The sequence below is a fragment of the Hominisplanchenecus sp. genome, from assembly GCF_046967715.1.
GTDB classification, from domain to species: Bacteria; Bacillota; Clostridia; order Lachnospirales; family Lachnospiraceae; genus Hominisplanchenecus; species Hominisplanchenecus faecis.
In genome coordinates, this window is record NZ_JBKVNQ010000006.1 from 1 (window position 1) to 26,296 (window position 26,296).

Annotated in this window: 19 protein-coding genes; all 19 read right to left on the bottom strand. The window is 45.5% G+C overall.

Going from position 1 to position 26,296, the window contains the following annotated elements; translation table 11 throughout:
- Positions 1 to 1,503, bottom strand: a 1,503-nt coding sequence (locus ACLTL4_RS01575) for an NAD(+) synthase (protein WP_412320169.1), incomplete at its 3' end; no start/stop codon positions are given.
- Positions 1,504 to 1,530: 27 nt separating this feature from the next.
- Positions 1,531 to 2,415 (bottom strand): Hsp33 family molecular chaperone HslO, encoded by an 885-nt coding sequence (hslO, locus tag ACLTL4_RS01580; RefSeq protein WP_022118997.1) that lies wholly within the window; start codon positions 2,413 to 2,415, stop codon positions 1,531 to 1,533.
- Complete coding sequence (locus ACLTL4_RS01585; RefSeq protein WP_022118996.1) at positions 2,412 to 3,203, bottom strand: class I SAM-dependent DNA methyltransferase; 792 nt, start codon at positions 3,201 to 3,203, stop codon at positions 2,412 to 2,414. Before ACLTL4_RS01585 ends, hslO begins: the two co-directional genes overlap by 4 nt.
- A gap of 16 nt (positions 3,204 to 3,219) precedes the next feature.
- Entirely contained in the window at positions 3,220 to 4,284 is a 1,065-nt protein-coding gene (gene hisC / locus ACLTL4_RS01590; RefSeq protein ID WP_412290765.1) for a histidinol-phosphate transaminase, read from the bottom strand.
- Between the two features lie 25 nt (positions 4,285 to 4,309).
- The gene (locus tag ACLTL4_RS01595; protein ID WP_412320170.1) at positions 4,310 to 5,494 is read right to left on the bottom strand and encodes a pyridoxal phosphate-dependent aminotransferase; all 1,185 of its coding nucleotides are present in this window, start codon (positions 5,492 to 5,494) and stop codon (positions 4,310 to 4,312) included.
- 4 nt (positions 5,495 to 5,498) lie between these two features.
- Positions 5,499 to 6,398, bottom strand: coding sequence for a DUF2156 domain-containing protein (locus ACLTL4_RS01600; RefSeq protein WP_173865501.1), 900 nt, complete (start codon positions 6,396 to 6,398; stop codon positions 5,499 to 5,501).
- 67 nt (positions 6,399 to 6,465) lie between these two features.
- Positions 6,466 to 7,812 carry a phosphoglucosamine mutase gene (gene glmM, locus ACLTL4_RS01605; RefSeq protein ID WP_022118992.1) on the bottom strand — a complete coding sequence of 449 codons (1,347 nt, stop codon included), beginning with the start codon at positions 7,810 to 7,812 and terminating at the stop codon, positions 6,466 to 6,468.
- A 39-nt stretch (positions 7,813 to 7,851) separates the two neighbouring features.
- On the bottom strand, positions 7,852 to 8,925 hold the full coding sequence (gene prfA, locus ACLTL4_RS01610) for a peptide chain release factor 1 (RefSeq protein ID WP_022118991.1): 1,074 nt from the start codon (positions 8,923 to 8,925) through the stop codon (positions 7,852 to 7,854).
- Positions 8,918 to 9,802: a peptide chain release factor N(5)-glutamine methyltransferase gene (prmC, locus tag ACLTL4_RS01615; RefSeq protein ID WP_412290763.1), complete on the bottom strand. Its 885-nt coding sequence runs from the start codon at positions 9,800 to 9,802 to the stop codon at positions 8,918 to 8,920. Before prmC ends, prfA begins: the two co-directional genes overlap by 8 nt.
- The gene (locus ACLTL4_RS01620; protein WP_022118989.1) at positions 9,799 to 10,710 is read right to left on the bottom strand and encodes a DUF1385 domain-containing protein; all 912 of its coding nucleotides are present in this window, start codon (positions 10,708 to 10,710) and stop codon (positions 9,799 to 9,801) included. Before ACLTL4_RS01620 ends, prmC begins: the two co-directional genes overlap by 4 nt.
- A gap of 208 nt (positions 10,711 to 10,918) precedes the next feature.
- Positions 10,919 to 11,119 carry a 50S ribosomal protein L31 gene (gene rpmE, locus ACLTL4_RS01625; protein ID WP_022118988.1) on the bottom strand — a complete coding sequence of 67 codons (201 nt, stop codon included), beginning with the start codon at positions 11,117 to 11,119 and terminating at the stop codon, positions 10,919 to 10,921.
- Between the two features lie 182 nt (positions 11,120 to 11,301).
- Entirely contained in the window at positions 11,302 to 12,711 is a 1,410-nt protein-coding gene (rho, locus tag ACLTL4_RS01630) for a transcription termination factor Rho (RefSeq protein WP_173895698.1), read from the bottom strand.
- Positions 12,712 to 12,820: 109 nt separating this feature from the next.
- Positions 12,821 to 13,195, bottom strand: a complete 375-nt coding sequence (locus tag ACLTL4_RS01635) for a TIGR04086 family membrane protein (protein WP_022118986.1) — start codon at positions 13,193 to 13,195, stop codon at positions 12,821 to 12,823.
- Positions 13,196 to 13,318: 123 nt separating this feature from the next.
- Positions 13,319 to 14,152: a sigma factor gene (locus ACLTL4_RS01640; RefSeq protein ID WP_248834807.1), complete on the bottom strand. Its 834-nt coding sequence runs from the start codon at positions 14,150 to 14,152 to the stop codon at positions 13,319 to 13,321.
- On the bottom strand, positions 14,142 to 15,407 hold the full coding sequence (locus ACLTL4_RS01645; RefSeq protein WP_173865498.1) for a S41 family peptidase: 1,266 nt from the start codon (positions 15,405 to 15,407) through the stop codon (positions 14,142 to 14,144). The genes ACLTL4_RS01640 and ACLTL4_RS01645 overlap by 11 nt, the downstream gene beginning before the upstream one ends.
- Positions 15,408 to 15,553: 146 nt before the next feature.
- Positions 15,554 to 16,642, bottom strand: a complete 1,089-nt coding sequence (locus ACLTL4_RS01650; RefSeq protein WP_022118983.1) for a PucR family transcriptional regulator — start codon at positions 16,640 to 16,642, stop codon at positions 15,554 to 15,556.
- Between the two features lie 207 nt (positions 16,643 to 16,849).
- The gene (locus ACLTL4_RS01655; protein ID WP_412320171.1) at positions 16,850 to 21,841 is read right to left on the bottom strand and encodes a discoidin domain-containing protein; all 4,992 of its coding nucleotides are present in this window, start codon (positions 21,839 to 21,841) and stop codon (positions 16,850 to 16,852) included.
- Positions 21,832 to 23,052 carry a beta-N-acetylglucosaminidase domain-containing protein gene (locus ACLTL4_RS01660; protein ID WP_412320172.1) on the bottom strand — a complete coding sequence of 407 codons (1,221 nt, stop codon included), beginning with the start codon at positions 23,050 to 23,052 and terminating at the stop codon, positions 21,832 to 21,834. The genes ACLTL4_RS01655 and ACLTL4_RS01660 overlap by 10 nt, the downstream gene beginning before the upstream one ends.
- An 894-nt stretch (positions 23,053 to 23,946) precedes the next feature.
- Entirely contained in the window at positions 23,947 to 26,070 is a 2,124-nt protein-coding gene (locus tag ACLTL4_RS01665) for a glutamine synthetase III (protein ID WP_022118980.1), read from the bottom strand.
- Positions 26,071 to 26,296 lie beyond the last annotated feature (226 nt).

Sequence of the window (26,296 nt, forward strand, 5' to 3'; positions counted from 1 at the left end):
GTAACGCACCAGATGGCGTACCAGTGTTTTCGGAACGGAAGCGTTCACGGCATACATCGACATGTGGTCGCCGTTGTAGGTCGCCCAGCCAAGTGCAAGTTCTGACATGTCACCAGTTCCGATCACCATACCGCCGCTCTTGTTTGCAAGATCCATCAGTACCTGTGTACGCTCTCTCGCCTGGCCGTTTTCGTAGGTGACATCATGACAGTTGATATCCTGACCGATATCCTCAAAATGGCATGTCACGGACTTTCGGATATCCACTTCTTTTAAGGTAGCTCCAAGTCTTCTGGTCAGCTCACAGGCATTCTGATAGGTGCGGTCTGTTGTTCCGAAACATGGCATTGTCACAGACAGAATGTGATTTCTTCCGATGCCTGCCATATCACAGGCACGGGCTGCCACCAGAAGTGCCAGGGTAGAGTCCAGTCCACCGGAAATTCCGACTACCAGACTTTTGCAGTTTGTGTGCACCAGACGTTTCTTCAGACCGAGTGCCTGGATGGAGAGGATTTCCTCGCAGCGACGTTCCCGGTCATCTTTATTCTGCGGAACGAACGGCGTCTGTGCAAACGTTCTCTCCAGTTTTGTCTCTTCCGTTTTCAGTTCAAACTCCGTCCATTCGTATTCTTCCTGCGTAGTCGGATAAGTCGTCATTCTGCGGCGTTCTGCACGAATCCTGTGGATATCCAGATCTGCTGTCACGATCTCATTTTCAAAACGTTTTGACTGTGCAAGGATTGTTCCGTTTTCTGCAATCAGATTGTGTGCGGCAAAGACAAGATCCGTAGAAGATTCTCCTTCTCCGGCATCTGCATAAATATAACCGCAGACCAGTCTTGCCGACTGTCCGCCAACCAGATTTCTGCGGTAACTGTCCTTTCCGGTAATTTCATCACTTGCAGAAAGGTTGACGATCACATTGGCTCCTGCAATGGCATGTGTGATGCTTGGAGGCTGCGGCACCCAGAGATCTTCACAGATTTCCGCTGCAACAGTAAGACCCTCCATCTGCGGACAGTAAAAGATCTGCTGCATGCCAAACGGAATCCATTCCTGCTCTTCTTCACCCGGATATTCAATGTAATCTAGTTCTTCGTTTGCCGGCTCAAAATGACGCATCTCATAAAACTCAGAATAATTCGGAAGATTCTTTTTCGGCACCAGTCCCAGCAGTCTGCCATGGCAGATCGCCGCTGCAACATTGTAAAGCTTTCCTTTCCATTCCCACGGAAGTCCGACAAAGACCAGTGCATCGATTTCACGGCTTTCTTTTCTGATCTGATCCAGTGCGTCTTTTGCTCCATTTAAAAGTACCTCCTGCCAGAAGAGGTCCTCACAGGTATAACCGGTGATGCAAAGCTCCGGAAATACAATGATCTTACTGCCAAGGGCTGCCGCTTCTTTCATTTTTTTGCAGATCTGTTCTGCATTGTATTCACAGTCTGCCACACGGATATCCGGTGTGACTGCCGCAACTTTGATAAAACCATCTCTCATGCCTTTCGCCTCCTTTTCTTCTGAACGTTATCTTTTCTTTGCCTGTGCCAGAATTTTTTTCAGTTCTTCTACGCTGAACTGATAATGCGAATTACAGAAATGGCAGTTCATCTCGATCGGTTCGCCGTCCTTTATCATCTCTTCCAGGTCTTTTCTGCCGATGCTGATCAGAGCCTTTTCCATACGCTCTTTTGAACAGTTACATGCAAAACGTGTCTCCGTCTTTTCGGTGATCTCCACACCGAATTCACCGAGCAGCTCCTGCAAAATATCTTCCGGTGTCATACCGGCATCAAGCATACTTGTCACCGATTTCACACTGGAAAGCTTCTTTTCCAGAGCATCGATCACTTTCTCATCGGTGAACGGCATCAGCTGGATGATAAATCCGCCTGCCTGACGAACCGTATTGTCGTGGTTCATCAGTACGCCGAGTCCGACCGAAGAAGCAACCTGCTCAGAAGTTGCAAAATAATAAGTTAAGTCTTCTGCAATTTCTCCGGTCTGCAGCCCAACCTGTCCGACGTACGGCTCTTTCATACCCATATCTTTGATCACATTTAAAATGCCATGACCGACTGCACCGCCGACATCCAGTTTTCCGAGAGCATTCGGAGGCAGCATCACCTGTGGATTTCCGGCAAACCCTTTGACATTTCCTTTTGCATCGGCCGTCACGGTCATGCCGCGAAGTGGACCGTCTGCCCGGATCTGAAGGGTCAGAAGATCCTTATCTCCTTTCATCATCGCTCCCATCATGGCTCCTGCCGTCATCAGTCTTCCCAGTGCTGCACAGGCAACCGGGCTTTCTTCATGCACTTTTCTTGCATATTCTGTCATTTCTCTTGTCGTGGCGGCAAAGGCACGGATCTGACTGTCCGCTGCCGTCGCTCTTACAATATAGTCTGTCATATCTGCTTGGTTCCTTTCTTTCCTTTTTCCCTCGCTATAATATAAATACGTTCGCTGTCCGCTCTGACCGGTTCTCTGGTAAATGCATCATAAGCAGCCACAAATTCCATCCCTGACTTTTGGATCAGCTCTTTGACCGTCTCCAGTTCATAGGCTTTCTGGTAATGTGTCTCAAAAAATTTCTGATAATATTCTCCGTTTGTCCTTGCAAAAATCGTCAGGTCATATTCATTGACCTGTTCCTTTTCATACCAGGTATTTTCCCAGATAAAACTGGCATCCTCCCGGTTCTCTGCGATCGTCGCATCCCCGATCAGTTCCCGGTATTTGTATGGTGTGTTCAGGTCAAAAATAAACACCCCTTCCGGGTCCAGATAATTGTTGACCAGCTTTAAAGTTTGAAGAAAATCCTCTTCACACGGCAGATAATTCATGGAATCGCAGATGCTGACCACTGCCCGAACTGTCCCGTACAGCTCAAATTCCCGCATATCCTGCAAAAGATAGAGAATATTATTGCCGGACTGTTCCCGTTTTTCCATAGCAATATCAAGCATGTCTGCGGACAGATCCACACCGATCATGTCGTATCCGGCATCTGCTAAAATCTCCGTCAGACTTCCTGTGCCGCATCCAAGCTCCAGCACCAGCCCGTCTGAAATACCCTGTTCTTCCAGGAGCGATTTCAGATATTTGCCCCACTCTTTGTAAGGCACGTTGTCCATGAATTTATCATATACACAGGCAAAACTTCCGTAGATATCGTAATCTTCGTTTCTTTCATCCATTTCGCTGTTCCCCTTCTCAGGCTTTTTTCTTCAGATAGTCACGGAAGAATGCAAGCAGTGCATCCATCTCTTCATCCGTTCCGATCGTCACACGCAGATAGTTGTCGATCCTTGGTTTATTAAAATAACGCACATAAATTTTCTTGATCTTCAATGCCTCAAACAGTTCTCTGGCTGCCACTTTTTCGTGTGTAATGAACAAGAAGTTTGCCATCGAATCTCCAAAGGTAAATCCAAGTCCTGCCAGTTCTTTTTTGACACGCTCTCTGGTCGCAATGATCTTGTTCCTTGTCTCTTCAAAATAAGCACGGTCTGCAAGTGCCGCTCTTCCGATCACAAGAGACGGATAGTTCATCGTGTAAGAATTAAAAGAATATTTCACATCGTTCAGATACTTGATCAGCTGTTTGTTTCCGAAAGCATATCCGATCCGCATACCGGCAAGAGAACGTGATTTTGAGAACGTCTGCACAACCAGCAGGTTCTCATAGCGGTCGATCAGCTCCAGTGCAGAATGTCCGCCGAAATCAATGTACGCCTCATCTACGATCACAATCACATCCTGGTTGTGCTGCAGAATATCTTCGATATCAGAAAGATCCTGTGCAATTCCGGTCGGAGCATTTGGATTCGGGAAGATCACACCGCCGTTTGCCCGGTAATAATCTTCTTTTACAATGCGAAAATTTTCATCAAGCGGCTGGCACTCATACGGAATGCGAAATACATCTGCCCATACATCGTAAAAAGAATAGGTGATATCCGGGAAGAAGATCGGACGTTCGGAATTGAAAAACGTCAGAAAACACATGGCCAGCACATCATCGGATCCAACGCCGACAAAAATCTGATCTTTATCCAGATGATAAAAGTCAGCCAGTTCTCTCACCAGCAGATCTGCGGTCGGATCCGGATAAAGACGCATCTTTTTATCATCCAGGCTTTTGATTGCTTCCTGCACTCCGGGAGCCGGCGGATACGGATTTTCATTGGTGTTTAACTTGATCATTCCGATCTGGTTTGGCTGTTCTCCAGGTACATACGGTACCACTGTTCTGACATTTTTTTCCCATGCCTTCATGTTTCGTTCCTCCTCGTCCGTGCGTTTATTTATAATTTTTCATCAGTTCTTCAAATTTTGGCAGTGCATTTACGATGGTTTCATAAGAAACGCAGTATGCCAGTCTCACATAGCCCGGGCATGCAAAAGAGCTTCCCGGAACGATCAGCAGATGGTATTCTTTTGCTTTCTGGCAGAATTCTTTTTCATCTGCAATCGGCGATTTTACAAACAGATAGAAAGCTCCCTCCGGTTTGATGCAGGTAAGTCCTGCCTTCTGAAGTCCGTTGTACAGCGTCTCACGGTTGCGGTTATAGTACTCCAGATCTGCTTTTGCATCCAGACATTTTGCAATCACACGCTGGAACAGAGACGGAGCATTGACATATCCGAGGATACGGTTTGCAACGGCTGCTGCTGCGATAATATCTTTTGCACCGTCCAGCTCATCCGGCATCACCAGATAGCCGATACGCTCTCCCGGAAGTGACAAAGATTTACTGAAAGAATAACCAACGATCGTGTTGCGGTAGTATTTGGTAAGATACGGCACTTCCACGCCGTCATATGCCAGCTCACGGTAAGGTTCGTCTGAAATCAGATAGATGCTTGTACCGAATTCTTTCTGTTTTGTCTCCAGAATCGCTGCCATTTTCTGAATGGTTGCTTCAGAATAGACAACTCCGGTCGGATTGTTCGGTGTATTGACGATGACTGCTTTTGTCTTTTCGCTGAGCATCTGTTCAAATTTTTTCAGGTTTGGCTGGAAAGTTTCGGTATTCGGCTCCACTTCTTTTAAAATACCGCCGTAGTTCGTCACATAAGCACGATATTCTCCGAAATAAGGTGCAAAGGTCAGCACTTCATCGCCCGGATTTAACAGGGTTTTCATCAGGACATTCATGCCGCCTGCCGCACCGACTGTCATTAAAATATTTTCTTTGTGAAATGCTGTGCCAAAACGCTGATTCAACGACGCTGCAACAGCCTCTCTGACATCTTCGTATCCGGCATTGTTCATATAGCCATGCACCATCCGTGCATCTTCGTTTTTCAGGATTTCTTTGATTGCATTTTTTACTTCGGCAGGTGCCGGCACATTCGGATTACCGAGGCTGAAATCGTATACATTTTCTGCTCCGAACTGATCTGCCATCTTTTTGCCTTCTTCAAACATTGCACGGATCGCAGAACTGTTCTCCACATATCCTCTCATCTTCTCTGAAATCATGCTGTTATTCCCCTTTCTCTGTCACAATGCCTTTCTCCACCATAAAAATCGGGTGATAGGATTCTTTGGCACTGCGAAGTCCCGTTTCGCCCATATCCTCTTCTCGATTCACGTAGGAAAATCCCTGCACTTCATGTTCCACAAACTGCTGATTGATCATCGGATAAGCACCCGGCACATCAGCAAATGCTTTTTCAATGTGGACTACAAAGGTGTCATCTGAGACCGGCTCTCCGATAGAAAACGCAACCACGTTTCCTTCGGCACGAAGCACGCCTCCGCGAAGATCCAGCTCTTTATACAGCCGCAGTGAATTCAGGGTTACACACATCTCACTGTTCTTTTCCGGATCTTCTCCGCAACCGTTTTTGTTTCTCCATTTCAGTGCCATCTGAAAACATTCTTCCACGTTCGAATCATTCAGTCTCTCATACTGCCAGTTCGGATAGAGCTTTTTGAACTTGTTCGTATGATTCTTCTTTCCATGATATTTCTTTCCGGATAATTTTGCAAGCTTTTCTGCTTCATAGACATAATCTGCATAGTCTCTGCGGTATTCGATCTGAAATCTTCCCGGATAGATTTCTTCTAAAAGTGCAAACTGTTCCGGTGTTACATTGTGCATCTGAAACTTGCGTTTCTTCTCTTTACTGTACTCATAAAGTGCATCCACCGCCTCTTTTAAATACTTTGGCTTTCCCATCGGAAATCCATAAGACAGATAGTCGCCTTCCTCACTTTTTGTCAGCAACATCCCGTTCTCCACCGTCGCCGTAACGGCATAAAACCTGGACCAGAGGTACAGATTTGCAAAGGTACACTCACAGCTTCTGCACTGTTGCTGTGCCATATAAGGTTTGTACGCTTTCTGATCTTCCAGCTCTACTTTTCTAAAATTTATCATACCTTCTGTTTCCTGTTCTTATAAAAAAGGCTGCCCTGTTTGAAAAAGGACAGCCCACACTTTTTTCTTATTCTACAACCAGTCCTTGTGCCTTCATAACATCTACGACCTGATCTACATATTTTTCGCAGAGTGCGTCTTCTGCTGCTTCTACCATAACACGGATCAACGGCTCGGTTCCGCTTTCACGCACCAGAATACGTCCTTCATCTCCAAGTGCTTCTGCCACCTGATCGACGGCTTTCTGTACTTCCGGATTCTCTCTTGCTGTCTTCTTGTCGGCAACACGCACGTTTTTCAACAGCTGCGGATAAATCTTCACTTCTCCTGCCAGCGTTCCAAGTGTCTGTTTTTTCTCGGTAAGCACTTCCATGATCATCAGAGAAGTCAGGATACCGTCACCGGTTGTCGCATGTTTGCTGAAAATGATATGTCCGGACTGTTCTCCGCCCAGGCAGTGGCCGTTCTGTGTCATATTCTCATAGACATACTTATCACCAACAGCTGTCTTTTCGTAGTGAATGCCGGCTTTGTCGCATGCTTTGTACAAACCGAGGTTGGACATGACGGTCGTTACGATCGTGTCATTTTTCAGTTTGCCCTGCTCTTTTAAATATTTTCCACACACGTAAAGAATCAGATCCCCGTCAATAACATTGCCATTTTCATCGACTGCTATACACCGGTCTGCATCACCGTCATAGGCAAATCCGACATCCAGGCCTTTTTCTTTTACATACTGCTGCAGTACACCGATGTGTGTGGAGCCGCAGTTTGTATTGATGTTGGTTCCGTTCGGCTCATTGTTGATCACATAAGTCTTCGCTCCCAGTGCATCAAAAACACTCTTTGCGATTGCAGAAGAACTTCCGTTCGAGCAGTCCAGCCCAATGCGGTAATTTTTGAAGGATCTGGTTGCAAGAGAGATCAGATAGCCGATGTAACGGTTTCTTCCGGCAACATAATCCACCGTGCGGCCGATATTTTCTTTTGTCGCCAGCGGAAGTTCTCCACTCTCGCCATCAATATATGCCTCAATTTTAGCTTCAACTTCTGCTTCCAGTTTACATCCCATTCCGTTGATCACTTTAATCCCATTGTCATAAAATGGGTTGTGGCTTGCGGAGATCATGATACCGCAGTCGAATTCATCGGTTCTTACCACATAGGAAACACTCGGTGTGGTTGTCACATGCAGAAGGTACGCATCTGCTCCGGATGCGGTCAGGCCTGCTACCAGTGCATATTCAAACATATAACTGCTTCTTCTGGTGTCTTTTCCGATGACGATCCTTGGCTTATGCTCCTGTCCGTAATACCAGCCAAGGAAACGTCCTACCTTAAATGCATGTTCTACCGTCAAAGTTACATTGGCTTCCCCTCGGAAACCATCGGTTCCAAAATATTTACCCATAATACAAACCTCACTTCCTTATACTATATACAATCACTTTTAAGCTTCCTGCAGGTTTGCAAGTTTCGCTGCCTGATCTGCTGCGATCAGGCTGTCAATGATCTCATCCAGATCGCCGTTTAAGATACCGTCCAGTCTGTGCAGTGTCAGTTTGATACGATGATCCGTCACACGTCCCTGCGGGAAATTGTAAGTACGGATCTTCTCGGAACGGTCACCGGTTCCGATCTGGCTTCTTCTTGCTTCTGCTTCTGCATCGTGCTGTTTTGCAAGTTCCATTTCATAAAGTCTGGAACGCAGTACTTTCAGTGCTTTGTCTTTGTTTTTCAGCTGAGATTTCTCATCCTGACAGGAGATGACGATACCGGTCGGGATGTGTGTCAGACGTACTGCGGAGTCTGTCGTGTTGACACACTGTCCGCCGTTTCCAGATGCACGGAATACATCGAATTTACAGTCGTTCATATCCAGCTGGAAGTCTACTTCTTCTGCTTCCGGCATGATCGCAACCGTGATCGTGGAAGTATGGATACGCCCTCCTGACTCTGTCTCCGGTACACGCTGTACACGATGTACACCGCTTTCGTACTTCAGTCTGGAGTATGCACCCTGTCCGGTGATCATGAATGTTACTTCCTTGAAACCGCCGATACCGTTTTCATTTAAGCTCATCATCTCTGTTTTCCAGCGGTGCATATCCGCATATTTCACATACATGCGGTAAATCTCAGCTGCAAATAAAGCCGCCTCATCCCCGCCTGCTCCGGCACGTATCTCGACGATAACGTTCTTCTCATCGTTCGGATCTTTCGGAAGCAGCAGAATTTTGAGCTTATGTTCCAGTTCTTCGATATTTTTCTTTGCATCATTCAGTTCTTCTTTGAGCATTTCTCGCATCTCTTCATCGGACTCTTCTTCCAGCATGGAAAGGCTGTCCTCTACCGTCTGCTTGCTCTCTTTATATTCTTTATATGCATCCACGATCGGCTGCAGATCACTCTGCTCCTTCATAAGCTTCTGAAATCTGGTCTGGTCGTTGACGACAAACGGCTCATTCAGTTCGCTCATGATCTCTTCAAATCGAATCAGCAAATCTTCCAGTCTATCAAACATCTTTTTCTTGTTTTCCTTTCTTTGTACCTGCTTTTCCTGCAACTACCCGGTCAAGCCCCGCCAGATCTTTTATTACCTGGACGGACACAAAACCGGCTTCTTTGAGCAGTTCACTCACTGCAGCTCCCTGCCCTGCACCGATCTCAAACAGCAGTGCACCGTCTTCTTTTAAATAATCCCTGCATTGTGAAACGATACTTCTGTAATAATAAAGCCCATCAGACATTCCGTCAAGTGCCAGACGCGGCTCATGATCCCGCACTTCCGGCATCAGCTGCGCAATCTCTTCCGTTTCAATATAAGGCGGATTGGAGACGATCATATCGTACGGTCCCTGTGCCTTCTCAAACAAGTCACTTAAAATAAAAGTTGTTGCTGCTTCCAGCCCCAGCCTTTTCGCATTTCGTCTTGCAACCTCAAGTGCCTGTTCTGAGATGTCGATGCCGACTCCCGTTCCCTGCTTCAGATTTTTCAGAATACTGAGCAGAATACAGCCGGAACCGGTACACAGATCCAGCACCTTCATGCCCTCTTTTTTTCGCTTCAGTGCTTCTTCTACCAAAACTTCCGTATCCTGCCTTGGGATCAGCACATGTTCATTGACATAAAACGGATAACCGTAAAACTCCTGTTCTCCTGTCAGATGCTGCAGCGGAATCCGCTGTTTTCTTCGGGAGACCAATTCCTGATAGTATAAGAGTGTCCCCGGCAGAATGCTTTCCTTTCGGTTCATCAGATACCAGGTTCGCCCGGTCTCCTTTTTTTCAATCTTCCGTATCGCATATTCCAGAAGATACCAGGCATCCAGAGCCGCATCCGGAACTTCTGCCCCTTTCAGAATCTGTTCTGCTTCTTTTCGTGCTTCTTCGTACGTCATACTTTCTCCTGCCACCCAAAATTTTCTTTCAGATATGCTCTCCAGTCAAACACAGCCTCTACCGATGCGATCGCTACTTCTGCCATGGAAGCATCCGGCTCCCTTGTTGTAAGCTTCTGCAGCATCATACCCGGTTTTGATAAAAGAATTACCAGTTTATTTTCGCTCTTTCCCGCCAGACGGATAAACTCAAACGAAACGCCTGCGATCACCGGGATCAGCAAAAGCCGGAATACCACTCGCCAGATCGGGGATTCAATCCGGATGAACAAAAAGAAAATAATGCTGACGATCATAACGATAAACAAAAAACTGGTTCCGCAGCGTTTGTGCAGTCTGGAACTTTTCAGCACATTTTCCACATTTAACTCCATGCCATGCTCTATACAGTTAATACACTTATGTTCTGCACCATGGTACATAAACACACGCTGAATATCTTTCATTCTGGAAATGAGCAGAATATACCCAAAGAAAATCACAAGACGAACTGCACCTTCAAGCAGTGTGATCAAAGTAGTAGAATCTGTAAATTTTCGAAACAACTGTGACAAAAAATAAGGAAGTATCATAAAAATGGCTACTGCCATCACAACTGAACATGCAATCGTCAGCCCCATCATCACGGACTCCTTCTTTTCGTCTTTCTCCTCTTCTTCCTCATCCATAAAAAAAGATGCAGAATAAGTCAGTGTACTCATACCAAGAACCATGGAATCTATAAAGCTGAACACACCTCGTATGATCGGAAGAGAACGTATTTTTTTATTTTGAACAATACCTTTATATTCTTCTGTTTTCACAACGATCTCGCCGTCGGTTTTGCGGACTGCGACTGCATATTTATCTGCATTTCGCATCATCACGCCTTCCATGACCGCCTGACCGCCTATATTGGATGATTTCATACTGCTGCTTCCTCCAACTTTCACACCCGGAAACTTTTTGTGTAAAGCGGACATTCACAATCCGCTTCTCTGCGTTCAAAATATCCACACAAAAAATCCATGTGATAAAAAAGGTTGAGATTTTTCAACCTCAACCCCTCTCATTATCTTAAGCATATACATCCTACTTTCGCAGGACATCTGTATACTCCTGTACCCAAAACGCTTATTATTTGATGCCGTATTTCTTATTGAATTTATCAATACGTCCGCGTGCTGCTGCTGCTTTCTGCTGTCCTGTGTAGAATGAATGGCATTTGGAGCAGATTTCAACATGGATATCCTTTTTTGTGGAGCCTGTTACAAATGTGTTACCGCAGTTGCAAGTTACAGTTGCCTGATAGTACTCTGGATGGATTCCTTCCTTCATGATTTTCACCTCTTTTTCTTATTTTGTGAACTGCTTACCTTTCTCGGTCGATTTCCGGTCAATGCCGCTCCTGATGTTTCCACGGCAAGATACCCCGGACTATCCCTGTAAGTCCCTACAGTTAAACTGTCTGTTAAACAGCGTTTGAATTATACCATAAATCTTTATAAAAAGCAACGATTTTATATAAATTTCTGTTTTTTGACCATCTGTACCAGTTCTTTATTGTTTTTCGTATGTACAAACATATTCAGGATGTTCTCGACGGCTTCGTCCGACTTCATACCGTTTAATGCTTTTCGCATGATGTACACTGCTTCCTGCTCTTCCGGATCGAGCAGAAGATCCTCTCTTCTGGTACCGGATTTCTGGATATCCAGTGCCGGGAAAACTCTCTTTTCGGAAAGCTTGCGGTCAAGGACAAGCTCCATGTTTCCGGTTCCCTTGAACTCTTCGTATACGACATCGTCCATCTTGCTTCCGGTATCGACAAGTGCCGTTGCCAGGATCGTCAGGCTTCCGCCCTCACGCATATTTCTCGCTGCTCCGAAGAAACGTTTCGGCATATGCAGTGCCGCCGGGTCAAGACCGCCGGATAAGGTACGTCCGCTTGGCGGAACCGTCAGGTTGTAGGCTCTTGCAAGTCTTGTGATGCTGTCGAGCAGGATCGTAACGTCTTTTTTATGTTCAACCAGACGCTTTGCACGCTCGATCACCATCTCGGAAACTCGTTTGTGATGCTCCGGCAGCTCATCAAAGGTAGAATAGATTACTTCTACATTATCTCCGACAATGGCTTCCTTGATATCGGTAACTTCCTCCGGACGCTCGTCGATCAGCAGAATGATCAGGTGCATATCCGGGTCATTTCCAAGGATGGACTTTGCCATCTCTTTTAACAGTGTCGTCTTTCCGGCTTTCGGCGGTGACACGATCATTCCTCGCTGTCCCTTGCCGACCGGTGAGATCAGGTCAACGATACGCATGGCTACATTTCTCGAATCACGCTCCATACGCATACGCTGATTCGGAAAGATCGGTGTCATATCCTCGAAATTGCATCTTTTGGCAGCTTCTGCCGGATGCATGCCGTTTGTGCTTTTTAAATAGAGCAAGGCTGCAAACTTCTCCTGCTGCGTGGTATTTGTGCGGATACGTGTATTGCCGCTGATGATATCTCCGGTCTTCAGATTGAATCTTCGGATCTGGGACGGCGAAACATAAATATCATGGTCACCCGGCAGATAGTTATCGGATCGGATAAATCCGAAACCATCCGGCATTACTTCCAGAATACCGGTCACTGTCTGACCGCTGTCAAGCTGTGAAAAATCCAGTCCTGTTTTCTCTTCCGGACGCTTTTCGGATCTCTCTGCATGCTCTGTCATCTCTGGTCTTTCCGCTTTTACGGTCTGTGTCTGTGCACGTTCTTCCGTCTCTTCGGATATTTTCTGCTCACGTTCTTTTTCATCTGCCTCAAGCATTCTTGTAACTACTTCACTCTTTTTCAGACCGGAAAGATTTTTCAGGCCTCTGGCTTTTGCAATCGCCTTTAATTCAACCGCTGAGAGCGATTCATATTTTTCTTTCATCATTATCCTGTATTTCCTCCATCTTTGATGGCTGTTTCTGAATCTAACATCTGCCTATTTTAACATAACTGTTTTTAAAAATCTATATGAACTTTTACACGAAATGCTTTTAAAAAGCAAGCATTCCGCCTAACATTCCGCCTCCCATGCACAGACAGGCTGTCGTTATCGTCTGTATGGAAGACGGATCTATGTTCCGTTTCAGGATCAGTGTCAGAAGAAAAAGCACTGCAAAATAACACATTCCTGCGAGCAGCCCCCACAGGTATTTTTTGTTCTCCGTCCTTCTGCCTGCGATCCTTCCGCCCAAAAAGGCGGATCCCAGATAAATGACGGTCACAGCCGCCGAGATCTTTCCTTCTTCTAACTGAAATTTCATCATCGCAGCTGCCAGCAGCACAAGAAGCACTGCTGTGACGATCCAGGAACCCAGAAGTGAAATGAGCAGGGTCACTGGTTTTGATCGTTTCTGCATTTTTTCCATGCAATCCCCCCTGCTCATACTATATGACAGCCTTCCATCCGGCAGAACATTTTTTCAAGAATGCCTCTGGCATTCTTGCTGCGAGGTGCACGGCTTGTTGCTCGCCGCCTGCTGAGGCGGGAATCATCTCACATCTGATTTATCTTTCATCTCATCACCGGCCATACGCAGAACATCTTTGATCTCCTCAAGCGGCATTTCCAGATAGGCCGACAGCTCGCTCATGGAAACTTTGTGTCCAAGATCCTCTTCCAGGCTGAGGATCGACTCGTTCAGGTGATTGACTCTGCCTACGATCTCATCATCCAGGTCTTTTTTGTCCTGTGACATCTCAACGGCCTCTTCCATTGCTTTCCGGATACCGTCAAACACCTGCTTACGGTATTCTTCCAGATTTGGCTTTGCCTCCAGATTTTCAAGTGCAAGCAGCAGTCCGATATTGCCTTCCTGCACCAGATCTTCGATCGGCAGCTCGGAAGCGACATACGTCATGGCAAGCTCGTAGACCGTTTCCAGATACTGTCCTGCCAGCGTGCTTTTTGCCATGGAATCTCCATTTACCGCCTCAAAAAATAGACGTTCTTCTTCCGTCTCGGAAAGTTTTTCGATCTCTGCAAGTTCCTCCAGATACATACCAAGGAAATCCGGACCTTCCCCGTCCTGTGTTTCACTGTTTTCTTCCTGTTTTTCTGTCTCAGGATTCGAAGCAGACGCTCTCTCTGCATGCTCCTTCACTGTCTTCTGTGCGGTTTCCGGTGTCTTTTGGGCCGGTTCGTACCCGTCCACTTTGATCTTCTGGCTGACAAGGTATTCGCAGACCAGTCCAAACTGTTCCTCATTCAGGGCATCTCCCGGAAAGAATTTTTTTATGTCTTCTTTTGTAAGATAATTTCCCTGCACATCTGCAAGTGCCTTCAGCTCACTTAACATCTCTCTGAAAACAATTTTACTCTGCATCGTTTTTTTCCTCCTGAAGTATTGAAATGGCTTTCTGCAACTGATTATCCTCTTCTTCCGTGACCGTCACTTTATTTTTCAGACTTTCATCAAGCTCAACGGTCACATCCGGCTCAATGCCTTTTTTGTGGATATCCGTGCCGTTTGGCGTGAAATACTTGGAAACCGTCAGTTTGACTGCCGTTCCGTCCTCCATTCCGACAATCCGCTGCACAATCCCTTTTCCATACGTTTTCGTACCGACTAAAGTACCAATCCCATAGTCCTTGATTGCTCCGCTGAAGATTTCTGCCGCACTGGCACTGTACCCGTTGACCAGCACTGCCAGCGGCTTTTTGAACTCATTGTTTCCGTCGCAGGTATATTCTGTTCTCTGCCCGTATTTATCTTCGGTATAAACGATCAGTCCTTTCGGAAGCATCTGTTTTAACATCTCGCAGCAGGTATCCAGCACACCGCCAAGGTTGTTTCGCAGGTCTATGATCAGCTTTTCCATACCCTGTTCTTCTAATTTCGCCAGAGCATTCTTGAACTGCTCCGCCGTCACCTTGTCAAACTCACTGACTGCGATATAACCGATCTCATCATCCAGCATTTTGTAGGCCACCGTCGGGACGGCAACATCTGAGCGTTCCACATCGAACTCCAGATAATCCTTTTCACCCTCTCTGGCGATTGTCAGATGGACGGTGTCTCCTTTTGCTGTCTTGATCAGGCTGACCACATCGGTCAGATCTTTCCCGGTCACTTCGATGTCATTGACCGAATAGAGAATGTCTCCCGGAAGCAGCCCTGCCTTTTCTGCCGGTGTCCCCTCAAAACAGGTCACGACCTGGATTGCCCCCGTCTGTGTATCCTGTGAAAGCTTTGCACCGATCCCCTTGTACTCTCCGGATGTGGATTCATTCAGTTTTTCGAGTTCATCCTGTGTATAATATGCAGCATAAGGATCTCCAAGTCCGCTGATCATGCCCTTATAAATGCCGGCTTCGACCGTATCGTTATCCGTACTGTCAAGATAGAGCTGATTGATGATCTCTTCCATCTTCTTGATCTTTGTATCTACCTTTTTCTGATCCAGACTGAGCTGTGTGCCTGCACTGTCTGTGCTCTCCTGCGTTGCCCCTGCTTCTTTCTGATCTGCTCCTGTGATCCAGCCGCCCTGCTGAAGCACCCCGCTTCCGGCCAGAACGACCACAGCCGAAGTCAGGATTCCACAGAAAAAACCTTTTCCGAACTTCTTGTCCTTTGCCATATCTTTGCTCCTTATATCTTCCCCGGTACAGAAACGCATCTTTTCTGTAACCCAAGAAAAGACCGGCTTTGCACGCGGCTTCTCCGGTCTTCTTCTGTTTGTTGCTATTTTATGTGTCCATGCTGCGGTTTATGACGGAGGCGGTATTAATAATCCAGCGTCTCCATGTACTTCATATATTTGACTACCATCAGTGCGATCTTGAATGTGATTGCATCTTCAAATACACGCAGATCCAGTCCGGTACTCTTCTGCAGCTTATCCAGGCGGTATACCAGTGTATTCCTGTGGATATACAGCTGTCTGGATGTCTCTGAAACGTTCAGGCTGTTTTCAAAGAATTTGTTGATCGTAACCAGCGTCTCTTCATCGAAATCATCCGGTGATTTGTTCTCGAAAATCTCTTTGATAAACATCTTGCAGAGCGGGATCGGAAGCTGATAAATCAGACGGCCGATGCCAAGAGAACTGTATGCGATGATATTTTTCTCCTCGAAAAAGATCCTTCCGACATCCATTGCCATACGTGCTTCTTTATAAGATCTGGAAACTTCTTTGATCTCTTCTACGATCGTTCCATATGCAATATGCGATACTTCCTGCTTTTCTGCCGGCAGAACATTTAAAATCTGCTTTGCCGTTTTCTCCATTTCCTGATAACCTTCTTCGGAAGCCAGCTCTTTGACAACGATAATGCTCTTTTCATCAACTGCTGTAATAAAATCACCTGTCTTGGTTCCAAGCAGTGAACGGATACATTCCATGGAAGCATTATCCTTCTCCTGAGCCGTATCAACCAGAAATACCACTCTTCTCGCATTTGCTGCAATGTGAAGCTTCTTCGCACGGTTATAAATATCTACCAGAAGCAGGTTGTCCAGAAGCAGATTCTTGATAAAGTTATCTTTGTCAAATCGCTCTTTGTATGCAACCAGCAGATTCTGGATCTGGAATGCAGCCATCTTGCCGATCATATAAACATCATCGCTGCTTCCTTTTGCTACCAGCACATATTCTACCTGAAGCTCATCGTATATTTTGAAAAACTGGTGTCCCTGTACCACCTGGCTGTCTGCCGGTGAATCTACAAACGGAACGACTGAGGAACGATATTCTTCTGACTCCGGAAACGTTGCAGCCAGCACATTGCCTTCCAGATCGATCACGCAAAAATCAATCCTCGATATTTCTTTTAATCCTTCTATGGTTGACTGTAATATCTGGTTTGATATCATGTCTTTCTCTCCCTTCCATACATTTTCATACCAGACCAACTACGCTTATTAATCTGACTTGACTATTATTGTAATATAAATCACCAAAAAAGAAAAGAGAAAATTATGTTTTTTTATGCTTTTCGCATATTTTTCGCATAAAAAGAGGCTGCCGCATCGCTGCAGCAGCCCTTTTTCGGGTAAAAATCCTTCGATTTTATCGACTTTTTATTTCACTTTTACCTTTTTTGCAGTGGACATTGCACTTGCATTTCCTTTTTTGACCGTCACGATCTTGTAGTAGTAATTACCTTTCTTCCTGATCTTCTTATCCTGATAAGAAACGGTCTTATTGTTGTTGATCTTCTTGATCCGTTTATAACCGGAGTTTTTCTTCGTAGAACGATAGATCACATAACCGGTTGCTTTTTTATTTCTCTTCCAGCTCAGTTTTACACTCTTGCCTGAAGCAGCTGCTTTCTTGATTTTTACATTTGCTGTAAACTTCACAGTCTTAGCTGCACCGTTGTCACTTGCTTTTACGTTTGCATCCTTAGATACTGCTACTGCACGGTAAGATGCACGCTTGATGCCTTTCAAAGAAGCGGCTTTTTTATCTTTAAATACCAGCTTGCCGGATGCAGTGCTTCCTGCCAGAACCGTCTTGCCGTTTACGGTGCGGTAAATATCATAATGATCTGCACCTTCCACTGCATTCACGATCACTTTTACAACCACACCTGCTTTTGCTGCACTTGCTTTCACAGACTTGATCGTCGGTGCTGCCAGTTTCTTCTCTGCCGGTGTCGGAGTCGGATTTGGTTCTGTATCCGGTGTCTCTGCTGTTTTCAGAGCTGCCTGTGCCTTTTCAAGAGCTGCTGTCAGATCTTTCAGAGCAGCTGCCGTAAGATCAGCACCTGCTTCTTTTGCTGCCTTGTATGCTTTTTCAAATGCATCCCAGGATTCTTTGGTGTACTGTCCCTGACCTGCTGCATAAACAGCATCTGCCTTTGTAACCGCATCACTCAGAGCTTTCTGTGCTTCTTCTTTGTCTTTGTCAACCGTATCTTTTTTCTGCAGAGCATCGATTGCATCCTGTACTGCTTTCTTTGCTGCTGCTACTTCTGTTTCGCTTGCATTTTCTTTTGCAAGTACGGCTTCTGCATTTGTGATCGCTGTTTCCAGTGCTTTTACAGAATCCTCGGTATACAGCGTTTTGTCGATTGCTTTCGCATTGTTTACGGTATTGCCAAGTTCTGTTCTGGAAGCTTCCGTTGCTTTGTCAGATGTTACGGTAACCGTTATCTCTTTTTCTGCTGTTTTTCCGTTCAGTTCTGCAACTACTTTTACTTTTGCTGTTCCTGCTGCACTTACTGTCAGTACATCACCTTCCAGAGCTGCCTTTGTTGTGCCGGCATCTACCAGTGTATAAGTGTAAGTGATGTTCTTTTCATGTGCTGCACAGTCTGCTGCGGTTGCTTTTGCAGCCAGTTTCAGTGTTTTGCTTGTATCTGCTGCTGCCATCTGGATGGTCTGGTTATCAAATACAAGATCTGTGATCTCACAGGTACATGGTACTTCCTCTGTCTTAAAGCTGTAGGAAACGGTCATGGATCTGTAATCAGCTGCAACATTTACTTCCGGTTTCACACTTGTACCGTCAGAGAGTTTGATGCTCTGCGGTTTGCTGCTGTCTGCGAAACGATAATCGCCAACTGCTGTCAGGACTGTTTTTACTTCATAGTTTGCATTTGCCTCAAATGCTGCACCTGCTTCTACTTCTTTTCCGTCCTTATACCAGGTTGTGCTGGTTGTATACGGTGTCAGTGCAATGTTTACAGACGGTGTTGCCTGATCCAGTGCATGAGCTGTCACTGCATAAGATTTCTGCAGATTATCAGAGTAATCTTTTCCGCTGTAGATGCGGATGTCAGAAAGCAGTCCGGTATATGGAGGTGTTGTTGAGGAACCAAGATCTTTGCTGATGTTATAACCAGTTGTAAAGGTACTTGTGTTGTAAGATTTCAGGGTTACATCGTAATTGTCGCTTGCGTTTGCTCTTCCGGATGTCGGTGTTCCGGCTTTGCCGTCTACATAGATCTGCATCTTTGTACCGGTAAATACTGCCAGAATATCATGCCATTTATTCCAGAAACTGGAATCGATCGCACAGCTGCTCTCAACCCAGGAACCTTTTGCGTCGCATGCATAAACAAGTACGCCGCTGCTCTTGAGCTGAACACCATACTGCTCATCCATCTTGCCAAGCATTTGATATGTACCGCTTCCTGTGATCTCATCTGATTTCATACGGAAACGGATAAACATTGCTTTGTCTTCTCCGGAAACATCAAATTTTCCGTTGTTTGTTCCATCATTCTCTGCCGTTACGTATCCGGAATATCCCCATCCATCACTGTAGGATACCTGAACGTTATCATTCAGCGTCAGTGTTGCCGGATCTGCAGCCTGGTCTGCAACTGCCTCAAAATGTTTGCCTTCTTTTGATGAAGATACGACTGCATCTGCGGATGTCTCACCTGCTGCCGGTGCAGTCACAGTGATTTCCGGTGCTTCGAGCACATTTTCTTCTTTCGGTGCCTCCACAAATTTTGCAAGAACATTCAGCTCTGCTGCATTGATGAACATATTCGGTTCTGCACCTTCACTGTGAATTGCTTCAAATTTAACATTGGTTACGCCTGCAACCGGCTCGAACTCAACGCTCTTCTCAGTCGGGATGGTTTCTCCTTCATAAGACCATGTTACATTTGCTACTTTTGTATAAGTTTCTCCGTTATCAGTGGATACATAAACGTTTGCTTCTGTTACGGCACCGTTTTTGATAACACCATTTTTGTCTCTTTCCGGTCTTGGGAGATAAGTCAGTGCTTTTACTGCATATGCCTTATCCAGAGTGATCGTATAATTGTTGTTGCCGGTCAGTGTTCCGTTGGAATACTGTGCCTTCGGTTTGCTGTTGTCATTCCAGTTTGTATGCCAGTATGTGTTGCTGTCACCGTCAAGTGCTGCTGCTATGATACCGTTTCCGGCTCCTTCGCCTGTCAACTCTTCACTGTCTGCGGCACCTGTCATATTTGCCGGAAGCAATTTTTTATAACCGTCATCTGCCGGCTGATTCTCTCTTTTTACAAGCTCTGCAATGGCATCATCCAGTGCTTTGACTGCTGCTGCTTTTTCTTCAACGGTTGCATTTTCTTTTGCTGCTACTGCTTCTGCTGCTTTGATCGCTGCTTTCAGAACTGCATAAGATTCTGCGGTATACTGATCTTCATCCAGTTCTTTTGCTGCACTGATTGCATCTGTCAGTGCACTTTCTGCTGTAGAATCAGATTCTTTTGTATACATTTCATAGATTGCCGGAGCTGCTCCTGTGCCATCCCATGTGATCTTCACTTCGTTGATACCATTGTAGAATACCAGATTCTTGAAGACATTCAGCGATTTGGACAGAGTACCGACTTCTACCCATTTACCTGCATTGGTATGGATAGAAACTTTTGCATTGGAAATCTCCTCTCCATCCTGAATGACGTAAAGGCTGTCTTTTACACCTGCATCCAGACGGTAAGTCAGAGTTCCTGCACCTTCGCCTGCCCTGAACATGGTTGTTAAAGAATTATCGATTGCCTGTTTTGCATCAAATCCTTCCACGCCTGCCGGTTCTGCAAAGATGGTCTTGTCTGCATCGGTGTTGGTCAGGCTTACGGAATTGATATCAAAGGTTACATCTGCTTCCCCTTTGTTGATGAAGCGGATGTATTTTGCATCCATGCCTTTTTCGGTATCAACCGGATACCAGTTGAATCCATTATAGCTGTACTCAAAGGTTACCTTATCTTTGTTTGTGTAATCTGCTGCAATCGTGCTGATCTCACGTACATTTCCGAAATCAATACCAATGTACTCACCATTTTTCAGGATAACATCTTTGACTTCCGGAATTGCAGCCTCATTTTTATTGATCGTTACAATTGTCTCTTTGTAAGTTTCTGTGTTGGTGTATGCATACTCATCTGCCGGGAAAGTCTCTGCCTGGAATTCACGGATTGCATACCATTTGCTTGTTGCAGCCGGTGTACGCAGACGGATGTAGCGAGCTTTCAGGGACTGGTTTGTCAGATCCACGTTGATCTCGTTTGTTCCGTAAGTACCATCAACCTGTGTCCAGTTTTCATTATCCATGGAATACTCCAGGATACCCTGCGAGAAAATATCTCCATCTGTCTGAGTTCTTCCCTGCAGGATGCGGACTTTGCCAAGTTTATAAGCTGCTCCGAGATCCAGCCCAATGTATCCATTTGCAGTAACACTTGCATTAAACCATGCAAAGGTACTGTCATTTCCATCAATAACATTGCCTGCATTTCCCTGGTAGAATCCACCAAGTCCGCTGTACATCAGTCTCTTCTCGCCGGTCTCTGTGCCACCGCCGGAAGTATTTCCGCCACTGAAAGTATTATCCAGCACTTTCAGTGCTGCTTTCTTCACATAATTTTCCATCTGTGCTGCGAACGGCATGATCTTCATAGCTCCGGCTTCTGCCATGATAGTGCCGTTCAGCTGAGGTGCCGCACAGTTCTGTGACAGTTTGTAATTGTTTTCTGCACTTACATAATTTGCACATACAGCATCGTCATCGCCTGCTTTGAGTCCCATTGCAGTCTTGACAAATCCGATGCTTGCTTTGGAAAGATATCTCAGAGAATCTACCCAAGGTTTCATCTCTTCTTTTAGGTTTTCGTTTGTTCCGTTTGTCTGGAAATCATCTGCAGCTGTCACGATCTTCTGCAGCTGTTCAATCAGTGCATTTCCGGATTCCGTCAGATCTGCATTGCTGTTGTATGCAGTCTTGAATGCATTGATGTACGGAGTCAGTTCTACCGACTCACCCATCGCTGTGATACCGCCCGGGCTCGGGTTAGTCATATGTTTGCACAGTTCATGCAGGGACTGTGGAGCTCCGCTGTCGATGTACTTGAAGCCGTCAGCCCAGCTCTTCTCTGCATCAAAGTCAGCTGTGTTCCATGCAAAATCAGCGATCGCAAACAGTGCTGTCTTGGAAGCTTCTGCCTGCTCCAGCGGGTTCGTTACAATACCCATGAAGTTTGTCAGACCTTTTTCAAGGATTGCACTGTCTCCAGGGCCCATAACCAAACGTGCGTGGTTTACGTCATTTACCGGCCAGTTCAGCCACATAAATGCCTCTCTGCCGTTTGTATAAGAATTTTTAAATTATTGAAAGTACTCTGTCTTGCCGGATAACATACAGATTCACCGGTCCACATCAGTTCTACATCCGGAAGACTTTCAAAATGTTTGAAGTAGTTTGCAACGGTCTGAGCTTCGCCTTCACTCCAGCTGCTCCAGTTTACTGCACCTGCACAGTATACCTGCGGTACGAAGCACAGATTGTAAACATCGCCTTTGGATTTGCACCATGCATCCAGGTCTTTGCAAAGTCTTGCATGTAGGCTTACTTTGCCGGCTGCGTCGTCTGCGGAAAGCACAAACTGACGTACGCCAACGTTGTAAAGCTGTTCAAATTTTGCAATGATAACCTTCAGGTCTGCATCATAAGTGGAGGCTGTGATAGCACTGTGCATAAACGGATGAATTGCCCATGCAAAACGGCACTTGGAATCCTGTCCTGCCTGCACCATCTGTCTGATCTCTTCCAGTCTGTCTGCCGGATAGAGCTCACGCCACTGTGAATTGTGGTATGGCTCGTCCTTCGGTGCATAGATATACATATTCATCTTGAAATCGCCGCCGAACTTCATCAGACTGATACGATCTTCCACAGACCACGGAATACCATAGTAGCCTTCGATAAATCCACGGTACTGACCGGATGCGTAATCTTCGATCTGAAGTTTGCGTACGGCTTTTTCTGTCACCTGGTTAAAAATCATTTTCAGAGAGCTCAGTCCGTAAAATGCTGCATCGGTGTCTTTACCAAGGACTGCGATCACATTGTCCTGGATAGCCAGAACATATGCATCTCTCTTGTCAAACAGATCATCTGCATAAGTAACATGGTCGTTGAACCATTTTTCAACTGCTCCATCGGAACCTTTTGTACCAACCAGTACGTTCATTCCGTTTGAAGCTACGGCACCTGTCACGGTTCCTGTGATATTCTGAATAGCCAGTACTTCGTTCAGACGTTTCTGTGTTGCCTCGTCGATCGTGCTGTCATAGACAACGTTTGTCTTATCTGCCAGGGTAAAACTGCTATCCTGGTAAACAACACTTCTCGGGGTTGGATAAATTTCATATTCTGCTGTCGCAGAAGTGTCATTTGCAGCATCTGCTGCTTTTGCATCAAATCCGGTAAAAGTCATGCCTGTTAAAATCATGGCAAAAACCAGTACAAGACTGATGACTTTTTTCACATTCTTTCCCATCTAAATCCTCCTTTTCATAAGTTCGACACCGGGAATCCGTATGCAGCTTCCGTCTCCCGCCCGTCGATCGTTTTCTTATTTTTCGAAGAAAATCTTTTGTTGTTAAAGTGCAAATTTTCTCACGAAATAAGTACCTTTATTATACATTTTATCTGTTTTACTGTCAATCTCGAATCAGTTTCTTATGCAATTTAAGCAGGAATATTTGTGAAATTCTTCGCTTTTTTCGTCGAAAATTTCAAAAGTCTGTACTATTCTTTTCATTCATAACAAAAAGCCCCGGGAAATGGGGCTTTCTGCTGAAAAATGTATGTAAGAAATTGGAAAACGGCGAACAAAAAGGCACTCCGTATAAACGGAACGCCTTTGTTCTTACAAGAGACAGTATACACATTTTCCAGCATTTGTCAAATACTTTTTTCAGATATTTTTGAGCATCTCGGAATGTGCAAAATGCTCTGCGTTTGTCTTTCGATACGTTCATATTTTATTCATGATACATTCAAAAAACTTTCATTCGCTCATCATGCCAAATTCATTTTTCCCCTTTATACTTCAAAATGTCAAAAATGTTGCAGAAATATTTCATTGACACCTAATACATATGTCATTTTCTCAGTATTTTAATACTATTTGAATATACTTTTTTCATAATTGCCAGGCAGCCCTCTGTCTGGCATCCTCCCTTTTCAGGGCTTTTTTTATTTTCAGCTTTTTATGTACACAGGGAAGTCTTCTCCGACTAAGATAAAAAACGCCAGAGACAAGCAGCTTTGAAATCACCCTTTTACAGGTATATTATGATTTTGGCTTTTATCTCTGGCGTTTATGATTTTCATCTCCGACTGCATGAGCTGCCAGGCAACTGTACAGCTCTGTAGCTCCTACATCCTTTTATACTTCAAACAGCAGGTCACCGTAGGATGGCATCGGCCACTCTTCTTTATCTACGATCATCTCCAGCTTATCCACCGGAACTCGCAGTTCTTCCATATCTTTAAACACAACTTCATGATAATACTCTGCCTGTTCTCTTCCATTCTCCATGGCTGCCGCCTGATCTGCTGCCTCCTGCAGTTTTGCCAGTGCCAGTTTTGTCTGAGAAAGAAGGGCTGTTGTATCTTTGAGCATGTTCATCGGAACAGTCACATCTGCTCCGGCTGTCTTGATCTCATTTACCGTACCGGCAAGGTTTCTGGAAAAACGCATAACGGCCGGGATGATATGCTTGCTGGCAATATCGATCATGGCACGGGCTTCGATATTCAGTGCCTTGGAGTATCCTTCATACTGGATCTCTGCACGGGAACGGAGTTCAGCTTCCGTAAATACGCCGAATTTGCCAAACAGCTGGATCGCTTTATCGGTCACAAGTGCCGGGATCGCTTCCACCATGGAATTGATGTTCGGCAGGCCTCTGCGTTTTGCTTCTTCTACCCACTCTTCAGAATAACCGTTGCCATTAAATACGATCCTCTGATGTTCTGTTGCATATTCTTTGATCAGGTCATGCACGGCAAGCTCAAAATCTTCTGCCTTTTCCAGACGGTCGCAGGCATCGGAGAATGCTTCCGCTACGATCGTGTTGATCACCACGTTACATTCTGCTACGGAATCTCTGGAACCTACCATACGGAATTCAAATTTATTTCCGGTAAAGGCAAACGGTGAGGTACGGTTACGGTCCGTTGCATCTTTTGCAAAATCCGGAAGAGTCTTAACGCCGGTATGTAATTTTCCGCCTTTTAAGCTGTGTGTTGCAGAGCCGGTGCTGATCAGCTGTTCCAGCACATCTTCCAGCTGTTCACCCAGGAATACGGAGATAATAGCAGGCGGTGCCTCATTGGCTCCCAGTCTGTGGTCATTTCCGACATCGGCTGCGGATTCACGAAGAAGATCTGCATGGCGGTCTACAGCACGCAAAATACAGGTCAGGATCATCAGGAACTGAACATTTTCGTGCGGTGTCTTGCCCGGATCAAGCAGATTGATGCCGTCATCTGTGGTGATGGACCAGTTGTTGTGCTTACCAGAACCATTGACTCCCGCAAATGGTTTTTCATGAAGAAGACACTGCAGTCCGTGACGCTCTGCCACCTGTTTCAAAGTCTCCATAATGATCTGGTTGTGGTCTGCTGCTACGTTGCACTCTGCATAGATCGGTGCCAGCTCATGCTGTGCCGGTGCGACTTCGTTGTGCTGTGTCTTTGCAGAAACACCCAGTTTCCAAAGTTCTTCGTTTACTTCTTTCATAAAACCGGCAATTCTCTGACGGATAACTCCAAAATAATGGTCATCGAGCTCCTGACCTTTCGGAGGCATGGCACCAAAGAGTGTACGTCCGGTAAAAATCAGGTCTTTTCTCTTTAAATATTTCTGCCGGTCCACGATAAAGTATTCCTGCTCTACGCCAACGGAAGGTGTCACTTTTCTGGATGTCGTATTGCCGAACAGACGGATCAGTCTGAGTGTCTGTGTCTGCAATGCCTGCATGGAGCGAAGCAGCGGTGTCTTCTGATCCAGTGCTTCTCCTGTATAGGAACAGAATGCTGTCGGTATACACAAAATCGCACCTGCACTGTCTTCACGTACAAATGCCGGTGAAGTGCAGTCCCAGGCTGTATATCCGCGTGCCTCAAAGGTTGCTCTTAATCCTCCCGACGGGAATGAAGAAGCATCTGGTTCTCCTTTGATCAGCTCTTTTCCGGAAAAGTCCATGCTGACCGTTCCGTCTGCATGCGGTGCTGTAATAAATGCATCATGTTTTTCTGCTGTGAATCCAGTAAGCGGCTGGAACCAGTGTGTGTAATGCGTTGCACCTTTTTCCACTGCCCAGTCTTTCATAGCCCCAGCTACGACTTCTGCTGTGATCGGATCCAGCTCTTTTCCTTCATCAATGGTCTTATGCAGTTCTTTGTACACCTTTTTCGGCAGACGCTCCTGCATGATCTTGTCATTGAATACATTCGAACCAAAAAGCTCTACCACATTGATCTTTTCTTTGTTCTTGTCTTCCATTTCTTACAATCCTCCATCGTGACCTGCTGCTTTTCATATCCAAAAAGCTTTTTTCGTTTGCTTTTGTCTATCCTTCCAAATCATACCTTATTTTTCACTGTTTTGCAACTAACTTATGCAATCCTGCCAGGCTCTGCTGACATCTGCCTGAGAGAATCGCTGCACACCAAAAAAGGAACAGAAATCTTTTGTTGATTTCTGTCCCTTTCATTACTTTTCGGGATGG